10 protein-coding genes are annotated in these 14,070 nt (G+C 69.7%); 5 read left to right on the top strand and 5 right to left on the bottom strand.

The annotated features are described in order from the left end of the window. Positions 1–14: 14 nt before the first annotated feature. Both DEJ02_RS06960 and DEJ02_RS06965 read right to left on the bottom strand, forming a co-directional pair. Positions 15–779, bottom strand: coding sequence for a hypothetical protein (locus DEJ02_RS06960; protein WP_111032454.1), 765 nt, complete (start codon positions 777–779; stop codon positions 15–17). Then, a complete protein-coding gene (locus tag DEJ02_RS06965) occupies positions 779–1,354 on the bottom strand; it encodes an RNA polymerase sigma factor (RefSeq protein WP_111032455.1) in 576 nt (191 codons plus the stop codon). The genes DEJ02_RS06960 and DEJ02_RS06965 overlap by 1 nt, the downstream gene beginning before the upstream one ends. A gap of 237 nt (positions 1,355–1,591) precedes the next feature. Between DEJ02_RS06965 and DEJ02_RS06970 the strand changes: the two genes are divergently transcribed. The 4 genes from DEJ02_RS06970 (at position 1,592) to DEJ02_RS18285 (ending at position 8,567) form a co-directional block, all read left to right on the top strand. Beyond that, the gene (locus DEJ02_RS06970) at positions 1,592–2,902 is read left to right on the top strand and encodes an MATE family efflux transporter (protein WP_111032456.1); all 1,311 of its coding nucleotides are present in this window, start codon (positions 1,592–1,594) and stop codon (positions 2,900–2,902) included. A gap of 86 nt (positions 2,903–2,988) precedes the next feature. Continuing rightward, positions 2,989–4,176 (top strand): lipopolysaccharide biosynthesis protein, encoded by a 1,188-nt coding sequence (locus DEJ02_RS06975; RefSeq protein ID WP_111032457.1) that lies wholly within the window; start codon positions 2,989–2,991, stop codon positions 4,174–4,176. Between the two features lie 214 nt (positions 4,177–4,390). Next, positions 4,391–8,140 (top strand): amidase domain-containing protein, encoded by a 3,750-nt coding sequence (locus DEJ02_RS06980; RefSeq protein WP_181440290.1) that lies wholly within the window; start codon positions 4,391–4,393, stop codon positions 8,138–8,140. Between the two features lies 1 nt (position 8,141). Next, complete coding sequence (locus tag DEJ02_RS18285; protein WP_146249235.1) at positions 8,142–8,567, top strand: hypothetical protein; 426 nt, start codon at positions 8,142–8,144, stop codon at positions 8,565–8,567. A 311-nt stretch (positions 8,568–8,878) separates the two neighbouring features. Here DEJ02_RS18285 and DEJ02_RS06985 read toward each other — a convergent pair whose 3' ends face one another. After that, entirely contained in the window at positions 8,879–10,012 is a 1,134-nt protein-coding gene (locus DEJ02_RS06985; protein ID WP_111032459.1) for a substrate-binding domain-containing protein, read from the bottom strand. A 115-nt stretch (positions 10,013–10,127) separates the two neighbouring features. On the opposite strand from DEJ02_RS06985, the gene DEJ02_RS06990 reads away from it, so the two are divergent. Continuing rightward, entirely contained in the window at positions 10,128–11,435 is a 1,308-nt protein-coding gene (locus tag DEJ02_RS06990) for an MFS transporter (protein WP_258378679.1), read from the top strand. Between the two features lie 12 nt (positions 11,436–11,447). Here the strand turns inward: DEJ02_RS06990 and DEJ02_RS06995 are convergent, their stop codons facing one another. Together DEJ02_RS06995 and DEJ02_RS07000 are read right to left on the bottom strand one after the other, a co-directional pair. Further along, positions 11,448–12,971 (bottom strand): helix-turn-helix domain-containing protein, encoded by a 1,524-nt coding sequence (locus tag DEJ02_RS06995; protein ID WP_111032460.1) that lies wholly within the window; start codon positions 12,969–12,971, stop codon positions 11,448–11,450. Further along, the gene (locus DEJ02_RS07000) at positions 12,968–14,062 is read right to left on the bottom strand and encodes a DUF917 domain-containing protein (RefSeq protein WP_111032461.1); all 1,095 of its coding nucleotides are present in this window, start codon (positions 14,060–14,062) and stop codon (positions 12,968–12,970) included. The genes DEJ02_RS06995 and DEJ02_RS07000 overlap by 4 nt, the downstream gene beginning before the upstream one ends. Between the last annotated feature and the right edge of the window lie 8 nt (positions 14,063–14,070).

Below are 14,070 nucleotides of genomic sequence, written 5' to 3' on the forward strand. Positions count from 1 at the left end.
GCTCCTCGCCCGGTTCAGCGGGGCGCGCTGGGCGACGGGGTCGCGGTCTGCACGGACTCCTGCTCGTCGATGTACCGCTGATCGAGTGGGACCTCATCGGCGACCCCCGGGGTCCACTGCCCGACCACGGTCGTGCCGTCGGACTCGTACACGTCGCCGCCGTCCGGCTCGCTCCACAAGACCCAGCCCTTGCGGCCGTTGTCCGCCCTCCCGGGGACCAGATCCGGGTGACCCGACGCGTTCGGGACTCCGTAGGTCTGGCCCTTGTCGTTGACCGCCCAATCCGACGTGACCGCGGTGGCGTACTGCAGCGTCGCCGTCCACCGCGTCCCCGCCGACGCTTCGATGCTGAACGTCGTCGTCCCTCGCTCCGGGAGCCGGCCGTCGACGACGCGCATCGTCCCTTCGTCCCGACAACTCAGGCCGGATGCGCCCCCTCCGACGGTGAGGACCCGGACCATGCCGACGTCGTTGCGGCACGTGATGTCGACGATCACGGCACCCGCGGTGTCGGGAGCCTCCCCGATGTCGATCAGTGCGGGACCGATGTGCGTCGCAGTGGTCGTGCGCCCGACTGCTGCCGTCGTCGTGGTCCCCGGGAGCCCGGCGACGACCAGGGCGGCGGCGCTCGTCGTCACCGCGATCGCTGCGACGGAGACGATCGAGACGCCGAGGCGTGCTCGTCGTTGCTGGCGCTGCAGGACGCTCCGTCGTGTCCCGATGGCGGCCAGCTCCGAGCGGACCGCTGCAGCAGCGTCGGGGTTCATGTCGATGCTCATCAGTAGGTGCCTTCCGGTGCGTTGCGGACACTGGGACGGAGGTCGTGCAGGTCGCGTTGCAGGCGCTGCCGCATCCGGTGCAACCGCACGCGTGCCGCCGGCGGTTTGAGACCGACCGCCTGCGCGGCCTGCCAGACCGGCATCTCCTCGACCCCGGTGAGCACCAGCAGCGCGGCGTCCTGCGGCGCGAGTCCCCGGATCGTCGTCCTGAGGCGTTCACGGGCCTCGAGGTCTTCGGCGTCCGTGGCTGGAGCGTGGGAATCATCTCGAGGGAGTGCGTCGAGGAGCTTCCGGTACCGCGCCGCCGCGCGTCGGTGGTTCTGGGTCAGGTTGACCGTCGTGACCAGCAACCACGGAGCGACGGAACCGGCCACGAGGGTGACGTTCTTGCGCTTGCGCCAGAGCTCGTAGAACGCCGCCGCCGTGATGTCCTCGGCGTCGTGCGAGTTCTCCGTCAGGCTCAACGCCCGTCGGTAGATGCGCGGTCGGTGCCGGTCGAACAGCGCGGCGAACGCAGCCCCGTCATCACGGACCGCTCGCGTCCACAGCGGGCCGTCGTCCTGTTCGTCCTTCACACTCTGGAGTGTCCGGTCATGGCTCCAGCGTTACAGACGCCCGCGGATCGGCTCGTCGCGCAGCGAGGTCGTCCGTGGCGCAAGCCCGAGGACGTGGGACCACCGGACTGGAGGCCCGTGGCGGACACGGCCACGGGCCTCCAGTCCGTCGCGGGGTCGCGCCCACCCCGCCTGGTGACCACGACGGGTCGGCATCGCCGACAGAATGGGTCGGTGCACCGACCGACGCGACCCGCTGTGACCGCTGAGCGGCGCGCGGTCGACCGCGACATCGTGCGACTGGCGGTGCCCGCGCTCGGAGCGCTCGTGGTCGAGCCGCTGTTCCTGCTGACCGACACCGCGCTCGTCGGGCACCTCGGGGCGACGCCGCTGGCGGCCGTCGGGCTCGCGAGTGCCGTGCTGTCGACGGTGACCGGGCTGCTGGTGTTCCTGGCGTACTCGACGACCCCGGCCGTGGCACGGGCGCTCGGTGGTGGCGACCGTCGCGGAGCCGTGCACGCGGGCATCGACGGGATGTGGCTCGCGCTCGTGTTGGGGGTGGTGCTGGCGCTGGTCGGGTGGCCGCTCGCCGGGCCGCTCGTCGACCTGTTCGGCGCCTCGGCCGAGGTGTCGGCCGCCGCGACCGCGTACCTGACCATCTCGCTGATCGGGCTGCCCGGCATCCTGGTCGTCACCGCCTCGACCGGGCTGCTGCGTGGGCTGCAGGACACGAAGACCCCGCTCGTCGTCGCGACCATCGGGTTCGTCGCGAACGGGCTGCTCAACGCCGTCCTGATCTACGGCGCCGGCTGGGGCGTCGAGGGATCCGCCGCCGGCACCGTCATCGTGCAGTGGGCGATGGCCGTCGTCTACGTGCGCATCGCGGTGCGGGCCGCTCGGTCGTCGGGGGCGCCGCTGCGACCCGGCGCCTCGGGCGTCGCCCGGGCCCTGCGGTCGGGGGCCTGGCTGTTCCTGCGGACCGCGTCGCTGCGGATCGCGATGCTCGCGACCGTCGGGGCCGCTGCCGGGCTGGGGACCACCGGGTTGGCGACGACGCAGGTCGGGCTGACGGTGTTCTCGACGCTGGCGTTCGCGCTCGACGCCTTGGCGATCGCCGGGCAGGCGCTCGTCGGGCACGGACTCGGCGGACGTGACCCGGAGCGGGTGCGACTGGTGACGCGACGGCTCGTGCTGCTCGGGATCGCCGGCGGTGTGCTGCTCGGGGTGCTGACCCTGGCGGTGAGCGGGGTGCTCGGGCCGGTGTTCTCGGACTCGCAGGCGGTGCGGGACGCCCTGCCCGTCGTGCTGGTGCTCATCGCCGTCGGGATGCCCGTCGCCGGGTACGTCTTCGTGCTCGACGGGGTGCTGATCGGTGCCGGGGACGCGCGGTACCTGGCCATCGCCGGAGGCGTGAACCTCGTCGTGTACCTGCCGCTGCTCTGGTGGGCCGGGGGGACGCTCGCGGGGTTGTGGGCGGCCTTCGCCCTCGGGTACATCGGGGTCCGGGCGGTGACGCTCGGGGTGCGGGCGCACCGGCGCGGCTGGGTGGAACAGGCGCTGGCGCGGTGAGCGGGTCTTCTTCGGCTCGGCCTGCTTCGTCTGCCTCGTCTGCCTCGTCTGCCTCGTCTGCTGAGCCTGCGGGCCCGTCGTCCTCGGTGGCTTCGTCGGCCGTGCTCGCCACGGTCGGCATCGGGGTGCAGGGAGTCGCGAAGCTGCTCGTGACCGTCGTCGTCGGGCGGGTGTTCGGCACCGAGACCCTCGGGCAGACCACGGCGCTGCTGTCGCTCTCGGTGTTCGTCGCGCTGCTCTGGCCGAACGCCGCGGGCAACACCGCGTCGCGGTTCCTGGCCATCGCACTACGGGGTCGGCGCTCGGACGCCGCGGTGAACCGGCTGCTCGGGGTGTCCATGCTGGTGTCGAGCGTGGTGCTCGCCGCGGTCACCGTGCCGATCGCGCTGGCCTGGGGCAACGGCCCCGGCATGGTGCTCGGTGGCGCCGCGGTCGTCGTCGGCTACGGCCTCTACTGCTACGCCCGCGGTGCGCAGCTCGGCTACGACCGGGCACCACGGGTCGCGCTGTGGGACTCCGTGACGAGCGTGTTGGCGCTCGGGCTGCTCGTGGTGGCGTGCGTCGCGCGGCTCGAGCCCTTCGTGCTGCTGCCCCTGGCCATCGGGTACACGGTGTTCGCGATCGCCTGCTGGCCGCGGGGGAACAGCTTCGCGCCGGCTTCGCGCGAACCCGCCGTCGGGGTGCTCGGGTTCGCAGCGTGGAACGTGCTGGCGGTGGTGACCTCGAACGGGTTGCTGCAGTTGACGATGATCTCGGCGCAGGTGACGTCGTCGGCGTACGACGCCGGTGTCTACGCGGCCGCCTTCACCCTGGCGACGCCGGCGTCGATGCTCGGGCAGGCGTTGGGGCAGGTGCTCGTGCCGGCGTTCGCGCACCGGACCGATGGTGGATCGCTGCGCTCCCGCGGAGCGCTGCTGCTCGTCGTCGGGTTCGGTGCTGCCTCCGCCGTCGTCTTCGGCCTGGTCGCCCTGCTCGCCGGGTGGTTCCTGCCGATCGTCTACCCCGCCGAGGGCGCCGCTGCCGTCGCGGACCTGCGGTACCTGATGGTCGCGGTGTGGGTGTTCACCGTCGGGCTCGTGCCCGCCGCGTTGCTGCTCGCAGCCGGACGCTCACGCCAGGTCGCCCTTGCCTCGGTCGCCGGGTTCGTCGTCGGGGCTGGGCTCATGGCGCTGCTCGGACCCGTCGCCGGTGTCGCGGGCGGGACAACGGGGTTCTTGGTCGGGAGTGCAGTGAACCTGGTTGCGGTGGTGGGGCTCGGGGTGCGGCGGGGCTGACCATCGAGTCAGTGCTCGTCCCCGTGGAAACGCTGCGTCGCCTTGACGGCCTTACCTGGCGCCTGACGGTGATCGGTCTCGCTTAGCGTTCCAATTCTCTCGGTGACTAACCCACAGGTGGCTACGACGTCATCTTCGAGAGAAGCGCCGCGGGTGCAGCGACCTCCGTCGCATGATCTGCTGCACCAGCCGATCGGTCAGACAAGCAGTGAGCATGGCTGCGACCATGACGCTGGCGATCGAACGTGTTCCGAGCACTGCGGCTGAGGTTCTGACCAGCATCGGGACTTACGGCGTGGGCTGTGGGGGCGCTCATGGATTCCCGGCGCCCTCTTACGCTTTGCTGGCATCGAGCCGCCGAGGAGACCCCAGGTGGAGCAAGGGGATTCTGATGCGCCTCAGCCGCATGTTCACGTCAACACGCTTTCTTGTTGTCGCCGCAGCCCTGGTTGCAGCGCTTGTTGCCGCCGTCTTGGTGGTGCCCGGAGGCTCTGCTGCCGCCGCGGTGTCTTCTGGCGCGCAATTCGTCTCCACAGCTGGCCGCATCCTCGACACCCGAGACGGCACGGGCGGCTACACCACTGCGATGCCGGCAAACGCCTGGCGCACGGTCCAGGTGACCGGGAAGTTCGGTATCCCCTCATCGTCTTCAGTGACTGCCGTGGCGTTGAATGTGATCGAGGTGAGCCCGAGCGGCCTCGGCCAGGTCACCGCCCGCCCGAACGCGAGTACCGCCGCAACGGTCGTCGGCACATTCGACGGTGGCGGCCTCGGATCAACCTCGAACGAGGCGGATGTGGCGGTGAACAGTGACGGCACGGTCCAGGTGCGGGCAGACGCATCGACACAGCTCGTCATTGACGTGGAAGGTTACTACTCCACGGATCCGTCCGCGACCGGTGGTTATGTGGCGATCGCAGGTAAGCGGTACGTCGGCGAACAGCCGGTCGCAGCGAGTGGCAACTTCACGATTCAGGTAACCGGGGTCAACGGGATTCCGTCGAACGCGACCGCGGTGGTGGCAGATTTCGTGGTGAAGAACCAAGGCACCACCCACGGCTACATCTCGCCCGGACCGGCAGGCTCCAGCCCGCCTGCGACGTCCCTGCATTTCCCCGGGGCAACTGATGTCGCAACAGCGATCAGTGCCCATGTCCCGCTGAGCTCGGATGGGAAGCTCGAAGTGTGGAACCGCGCTGGTTCAGCCATCAAGGTGAACGTCGACATCGAGGGGTACTTCGTCCCGGGGTCTTCAACGGCGGGATCATTCACCGCAGGGGCGGCTCGTGCTTTTGACAGTCGCGTCAAACCGCACGTGTCGATCGCTGCGGGGAAGACGGTAACCGTGCCGCTCGGTGGCACTCATGGTGTCCCTAGCACTGCGGACGGTTTGTCCTCCGTAGTGGCGGACCTCACCGCGATCCACGCTTCGAACGACACTGCTGGCTTCGCGCGTGCGTGGGCTGACGGCACAGCGGAACCGAACATCTCCGACGTTGAGTACGCACCGAACTCGATCCGGTCGAACACCAACACTGTCCCCGTCGGGCTGGACGGCGCAATCGAGATTCACAACCTCAGCAGCGCCACAGTCGACTACGTCGTCGACATCGAGGGCTGGTACGCCGGCGGAGCCTCCACGATGTGCGCCAATGACACTGACAGCATCCTCGGGCAAGCTGCGGACGCTCCGAGCGCAACTGTCGGTGCGTCCGAAGGGGATCCGGTGCTGTCGGCTGTCCTCACGAACTCATTGGCAGACCCGATCAACGGTCAGATATACGTCGTTGACTCGTCCGGCAAAGCCGTCGACGGTTCACCAACTGCTACGGAGACCGTGGACAACGGGGCGGCGATGACATTTCATCTGCCGCCAGCCTACGCAACACCTGGAGCCACCTTCACGTGGTGGGTACACGCCTATCAGGACGACGCGTGCGCGGCGCAAGCCACCTCGGCTAGGCACTCATTCGTGGTCGGCTCTCCCACAACGGCTGCCGCCTCGAAGACGCAGCGACTCACCATCTCTGGGGATGGCATAAGTACCACGAGTGCACCCGAGGGGCAGGGGGATTGCTCAGGCTCACCTTGCCCGTTGAACTCGGGCGAGATCGCACTCGGTATGGACGCTGAAAACGCTGATCACGCAACTGCACTCCACGCCGACCTGTCGACCATCCCAGCAGGCGCGACCATCGCTTCCGCGTCGTTGAACATCACGCCGAGCGGATGCTACGGCACAGCATGCTCGAGCGGGACATTGTCCATCGCGCAAGCAACCGAGAACACATCGTCGGCAGCGACCGGCGCAGCTCTTGCCGCTATCCAAGTCGACACGCCGTTAACGTTCCCTGAAGCACCGTCCACCACGGCGTACGACATCACCTCGCTTGTAAATGACTGGTACGACAGCGACGGAGTCGGCAATTTTGGAGCCGTTCTGTCGGAAACGAACACGGCGACCGGAGCAACAGGAGAGATCTACTACGGGCCCACCTCTGCGGTCAGCCCTGCATCGATCACCATCAACTACATCCCAGCGGACGCCCCAGGTCCAATCCGAGCCCTCAAAGCAACCGGTGGCGACGGCGGACTCATCGCCGCCTGGGCTTCACCGATCCGCACTGGGTGGTACGACACGACCGGAGCGACGGACGGAATCACCTCGTACACGGTGTCTGTGTCGGATGCAGCTGGCTCGACGGTAGCCACCAAAACAGTCGGCGAACCTCGCGCTGTATTCACAGGACTCACGAATGGCGCCGCATACACCGTGAGCGTCGCTGCCAACAACACCGCAGGATCAGGAACGACGAGCATCTCGAGTTCGACGACTCCGGCGGCCGTCATCAACAACCCCAGCCTCTACGTGAACGCGCTGCAGAACCTCGTCGACGCGGAGAGCAAGTTGGCAAGCGGCAGCGAGACAAGTACTTCAGACGCAATCGGGGCCACATCTACTGCAACCATCGTGACGCCCGCGCTCGGGCTCCTTGGCACGAGCTACCTCGACGAGTTCGCCACAGAATCCGAAAACGACCAGTCAGACGCCCACGACATCACAAGACTGACGGACACGCTGGCAGTACCAACAGCCGCGGGAGTAACCCTCTTCGCGACCGCGACACGGACGTTCACAACCGTCGACACGAGCGGCGGGCCCGCCGTAGATGTGGACGGAGAGTCTGACGACGCCGGAGCGTACCTCTTCACGGTCCACGGGACGAAGGCGTCACTCGGGGGCTACGCAGACCAGGACGCGCTCCTCCAGCCGACCACGACCTCCAGCACCGACACAGCTGAAGATGCAGCTGGGTGGGCCGCAAGCGCCGGACCAGATCCCACCAGCGCGAGCACCGTGATGTATCGAGGCCCGACCGGAGGCAACATCAATGCGAAAATTGCAACCACTCACACGTTCGCACGCACCGGGATGGGCGTCACCGGCCCGAAGGTCAACCTCTCGGGCGTAGCGAATTGGGCGTTGCGCTACTCCACAGAACCGCACAGCTCGAACTGGTTCAGCCCGGACTGCACCAACTTCGTCTCGCGGGCTCTGCACTGGGGCGGCCTGGCGAACATGGTCGGCAACGAAATCACGACGCACATATCCCACGATGCGAATCGATGGTTCCTCGACCGGGCGTTCGGAAAGAATATTTTCTACTCCATGTCATGGGGGCACCAACCCGAGAATTACAACTTCCAGATGAGCCACGGCGGGGTGAGTGTTGGTAGAAGCAACGTCAAGCTCGGATACCTCGCCTATGCGGCATTCAACGGCGGCGGAAAGAGTTCTATCGACCACGCTGCAGTTGTCACAAAGGTGACCGGGAGCAACATCTACGTCTCGCAGCATTCGCACAACACTAGGAACGAAGCGATTTTCGGTTCCGGTCACACGTGGTCGCATTTGGAGCCTCGAATGTCACCACCTTTTTACGTCAATCCTTACGGAATTTGAGATGAAGCCTGCACGCAATCACTCACGCACTACTCTGATCGCGAGCGTCGGGATCCTCGCGGCAATCGCACTGGTCGGTTGCTCAGGACACAACGTCCCTACAGACGTCGGAGGTGAACCTTCGGACGCTTCGGAGGTCGCAGCGAGACAAGCGGCGGTCGAGGGCTTGAAGGATCACGACGAGGGTCGCTTCGTGTCTGCGGTAACACCGGACCAACGTTCCGAAGCGGTCAAAGCGTGGAAGGTCTGCGAGCCGCTTCTGAAACCGGGTGCCAAGGTCACCTATAACGATGCTGTCGTTACGACCATCGTCGGCGTCTTCGTGCACCCTGCCGATAAGAAAGCGAAAGGGTGCTGGGTGACGTTGTCCTGGAAGGAGAATCGAGGCTGGAGCATGACGGCGGAACTGTCCGCGAAGACGGGGTAGTCGCGTGCTTGGCCTGCCCACGCCAGCGGCGACTAGTACACCGGACACCGACGCGTACGCGGTGATCCTTCTGGAGCATCGGGGATTAAAAGCCCCTGCGCCCGCCAACGCCAACGCCAACGCCAACGCCAACGCCAACGCCAACAAAGTCAACATCATAGGTGTCGAGGCTGGTTGCGCATCGACATCACATCACGGCACCGACGGACGGTCGGACAAGTGTGATTCTGGGGTCAGTCAGAGCACCTCCGCCTCTGGACTGTGCAACGGTCTAGGCCCAATGCCACACGTCTGTCGGATGTGGGCTGGCGTCAATCCGAACCTCCGCCGGGCGGCGGCCCCGTCGTGTCCCCCACCCGCAACTCCGAGGTAAACGACGCCGGTTGCGGCTCCGCACCCTCGAGCATGGCCAGGGCGGCACGGGCGGCGGCTTGGCCCTTCTGCACGAAGGGCTGCACCAGGGTGGTCAGGTGCCGGATCGGGGTGCGGTGGAGCAGGCTGTCGTCCACGGTGATGCCGTCGAAGCCGACGACGCTGACATCCTCGGGCACACGGAGTCCGGCATCGAGTGCAGCCGAGATCACTCCGACGGCGATCAGGTCACTCTGCGCGATGACGGCGGTGGGGCGCGGGCCGTCCGGCGCGAAGAGTTCGGTGCCGGCGAGGCGCCCCTCTTCCACCGAGCTGCCGGCGGTCTCGATCGCGACGGCGTCCGGGTAGATCTGGCGCACACCACGCAGGCGTTCGAGGGTGGTGAAGGCGATGCCCTCGGCCTGCCGGGCTGCGTCGATCGGTCCACGGCGGCGTGCGGCATCGAGGGGCAGGGTCACGACGGTGACGTCCCGGTGCCCGAGCTCCTGCAGGTACTCGGCAGCACGGCGTGAGGCATCGCGGTTGTCGAGCTGGACGGGGACAGCGCCCTCGATCTCGTCCGCCTCGATCGCGACGACGGGGATCTGCCGACGACGCAGCACGGCGACGGCGGGGTCGATCCGGACGTTGCACCCGACGAGCACGACGGCGTCCATCGGGGCGTCGACCAACGGGCCGGCACCCTGCTCGTCGTCGAGCGGACTCCGGACGAGCAGTAGTGAGGCACCTGCGGCACCGGCGACCTCGGCGATGCCGTCGAGCGTCAGGACGTTGACCGGGTCACGGAACGCATCGCTCAGGCGCTCGTCCATCACGACGCCGATGACGCCGGAACGACCGCGGCGCAGCGAACGGGCACGGGGATCGGGGCCGCCGTAACCGAGGTCGGCAGCGGCGGCGAGCACGCGGGCCTTGGCGTCCTCGGACACCGGGCCGAGACCACTGAACGCGAGCGAGGCCGTCGACGGCGCGACACCGGCAGCACGGGCGACCGCTGCCAGCGTCGGGCGCGACGAACGGGTGACGCCGCCGCGGGAAGGCGACGCGCCGGGTCCTGTTGCCGGTTCGTCCATCGCCCGTTAGCGTAGCCGGAACGAGCAGTCGAATCGATTCGACAGCCGCAAGACCAGCACCGACACGCACCAGAACGCGCAGCACCGCGCGCGCCGCAGCACGATGGGAACCACCATGACGACGCCGTCCACCCGCACCGTCCCGACCACCAAGGCCTGGATCATCGCGGTGTTCGTGGTGTTCACCCTGTCCGGGCTCGACATCGCGACGTGGCTGGGCCGGATCCCGAGCGTCCGCGACTCCCTCGGGGCGAGCACGTTCGAGATGGGCCTGCTCGTGCTCGGCATGGCCGTCGGCTCGATCGGTGGTCTGACCTTCGCCGGGCACATCGTCGCGAAGCTCGGTGCGAGGCGGGGCGTGCAGGTGGCTGCGGCGTGCCTGGCGGTCGGGATGATCTTCGCCGGGGTCGCGGTCACGCTCGGGTGGGGCTTCGCCGCCATCTGGATCGCGCTCATCGCGTTCGGCTTCGGCAACGGCCTGTGCGACGTGTCGATGAACGTCTCCGGCGCCGCCGCCGAGAAGGCCGGCGGACGCACGATCATGCCGCTGTTCCACGCCGCGTTCAGCCTCGGCACGCTCGCAGGTGCCGGCCTCGGTGCGCTGGCCGAGCGGTTCGAGATCCCGGTCTCGTGGCACTTCATCGTGCTCGTCGTCATCACGAGCGCCGCCATGCTCGTCGCCGTCGCGAAGTTCCAGGACGAGCACCGCTTCGAGCAGCCGGTGTCGACCGACACCAGCCCGGTCGCGACGCCGCTCACCCGCTGGCAGGTCTGGGCACAGCCCTCCACACTGCTCATCGGCGTGATCGTGCTCGGCATGGCGCTGGCCGAGGGGTCCGCGAACGACTGGCTGCCCCTCGCGATGATCGACGGCCACGGGCTCGACAACGCCGGCGGTGCTGCCGTGCTGACGGTCTTCCTGGCCGCGATGACCGCCGGCCGCGTCGCCGGCAGCCCGCTGATCGACAAGTTCGGCCGCGTGCCGATCCTGCGCATCAGCGCCGCCGTCGCGGTGGTCGGCCTCGGCATGCTCATCTTCATCGACAACGTGCCGCTCGCGATCGTGGGCGTCGTGCTCTGGGGCCTCGGTGCCAGCCTCGGCTTCCCGATGGGCATGTCCGCCGCGGCCGACGACCCCCGCACCGCGGCCGCCAAGGTCAGCGCCGTCGCGACGATCGGCTACGTGGCGTTCCTGGCCGGACCGCCCCTGATCGGGTTCCTCGGCGAGGAGATCGGCCTGCTCGGGGCGCTGCTGATCGTGTTCGTGTTCATCATCGCGGCCGGCCTGGCCTCGGGAGCAGCGCGCGAGACCGGCGCCGCCGCCCGGCCCGCCCGCGGGACCGCCAAGACGAGCAGGACGACGAAGCGCGAGACCGAGAAGGCCAGCCAGACCGACGAGACGAGCGAGACCAGCCGCAGCTGACGCAGCCCGCCCTCAGCCGCCGTCCCCGGCCCGCGCCCGCGTCGCCAGGTGCAGGGCGAGCCGGGTCTCCGGGTCGGACAGGGCGACCCCGAGCAGCCGCTCCACCCGCGCGATGCGGTCGGACACCGTGTTCCGGTGGACCCCGAGCACCGCTGCGGTCTCGGCGATCGACGACTCCGCGTCCAGGTAGGCGGCGAGCGTCGTCAGGAGCGCACCGCCACCGCGTTCGAGCGGTGCGAGCAACTGCCGCGAGGCCGGCAGGAACGTGTCCGTCTGCGTCCATGCGAGCAGCAGCTGCGCGAGCCCGAGCCGGTCGACGTGCACGAAGTGCCCCGACTCCGGACGGCTGGCGGCCAGACGGGCGGCGTCGCCCGCCTCGCCGAGCGTCCGCACCAGCCCGGCAGGGCCCGCCTGCAGACTGCCGACGCCCACGTTGGTCTCCACGGTGGTGCGGAGCGTGTTCTGCGCGCGCCGCAGCCGACCCGCGATGTCGGCCACTGCCTCCCGGCCGGGTTCGTCGGGTTCCGACAGCCACAGCACCCAGCCGTCCGCCTGTTCGACGACGACCGCGTCGAGTCCCTCGGCGCGCACCGCGGCGTCGACCTGCTGGCGGAGCGCGACCAGGTCGACGCCCTGCCGCGCGACCACGCGCGCACCGACGTGCCAGGCGTCCAGCCGCCACCCGGCGGCGATGGTCCGCTGCACGAGCTGTGGCGCAGGCGCCCCGTCGGCCGCACGGAGTTCGTCGAGCATCGCCATCCGGTAGCGGGCGTCGCGCTCGTCGTCGAGCCGGGTGAGCAGCAACCGGTGCCCGACGGCGACGGCGGCGACCTGCAGGGCGCTCGCGACCACCTGCTGTTCGGCGGCGATCGGGACGGGCAGGCCGACGGCCAGCCAGGCGCGCGGTCCGATGCCGGTGCCGACCGGGATCGCCACGAGCGTCTCGTCGACGCCCTCGGCGGTCAGCACGTCGCTCGTGCCGGCGCGGCGGACGAGCACGGTGCGGGCCGCGTCGTCGACGGCGGCTCCGCGGAGTGCCAGGCCCGAGGCGTCGAGGAACCGCACCGGGTGACCGAGCGAGCGGTCGAGCCGGGCGAACAGGTCGTCGAGTTCGGGGCCGGCGTCGAGCGCGACGCGGGAGGCGTCGAGGGCTGCCCGGGCCGCCGGACCCATCCCGGTGCCGATGAGTTCGTGCAGGCGGACCGATGTCGCCCACGGGTCCGGGGTCGCCAGCACGGCGACACCGAGCCGGTCGGCGAGCGTCGTGCTGCCGGGGCCGAGTTCCAGTGCCCCGTCGACGACGAGCAGTGTGGTGCCGGCCGCGGACGCCCGGCGCAGCAGCACGTCGAAGCGCGCGTCCGCGCGGTCGACGGGGGTGAGCAGCACGACGACGTCGTCACCCTGCGCCAGGGACCGGCCGACCTGGTCCGGGGTCCCCACGACCCCGCGGACGCTGCGGACCGCGGTGCTGCCGGGGCCGACGAGCAGGCGGGTGCCGGGCGGCAGGAGCGGGAGCAGGTCGCCGACGGCGTTCACGCGAGCACCTGGCCCACGGCCTCGGGCACGACGTCCGCGTCGATGCCGAACGCCCGCGGCCCCATGCGCGCGGTGCGGTCGGGGTCCGCCCACCACCACGGCGCCGACGGCAGCACGAGCACCGCGAGTTCGTTGCCGACCCGCGTGCGGTCGGTCGCCACCGGCGCGAGCGAGCGCGCGTCGACGACGGTGATGACGCTCGGCGTGCTGGCGACCGGCAGGCCGTCGACCAGGCAGTGCACGTACTCGCTGCCCGCCTCGACCCGGGCGAGCGCGCCGGTGCCGGCGTCGCGGATGGCCAAGCTACTGCGCACGAACGCGAGCGCGTCCCCCTCGCGCTGGACGTCGATGACCCGGCCCTGCGCGACGACGCGGCCGCCGATGAGCGCGGCGAGTTCCGCCGCGTCGCGTGCGCCGCCGGCTGCGCGTCCGATCCGGAGGGCGCGCTGCACGCTGCCGACGACGGCCCGCTCGCGCAGCAGCGCCACCGGGACCGGACCGATCGCGAAGGCCGCCCAGCCGCCGCTGTGCGAGACGGCCTCGCGCCAGACCGTCTCGACGTCGTGGGGGTGCCGGGCGTCGACCACGATCCGCAGACCGCTCGTGGTGGCCGCGGCTGCCGTGACCGTCGTGGTCGGGCCGACGAAGACCGACAGTTGGTCGATGCGCGGGACCGCGCGGCCGACCAGGTCCGCGTCGACGAGCGGCAGTCCGGCGGCGTGGGCGGTGAGGGCCGCGGCCGGTCCGGTCACGCCGCCGATCTGCGCGGCGACGACGGCGTCGGCGCGGACGCCCGTCCAGCGTTCGACCGCCGCGAGCGCGGCCGGCAGCTCCTCGCCGCTCGGCATCTTCTCCTCGAGCACGGTCGTCGACCCGATCAGCCCGACGGCCACCACCGAGCCGAGCGCGGGGTCGTCGAGGTCGACGACCGGCACGCTGCGGTCGCCGAGTGCGAAGCGGAGTGCGCTGACCATGTGGTCGACGCGGCCGCCACCGCCGCAGCCGAGCAGGGCGGTGCCGCGTCCGAAGACGGTCGCGTCGTCGGCCTGGAGGCCCGCCACACCGCCGCCCCGCCGCTCACCCTGGTCCATGGGTCCAT

The organism is Curtobacterium sp. MCLR17_042 (assembly GCF_003234695.1).
GTDB classification, from domain to species: domain Bacteria; phylum Actinomycetota; class Actinomycetes; order Actinomycetales; family Microbacteriaceae; genus Curtobacterium; species Curtobacterium flaccumfaciens.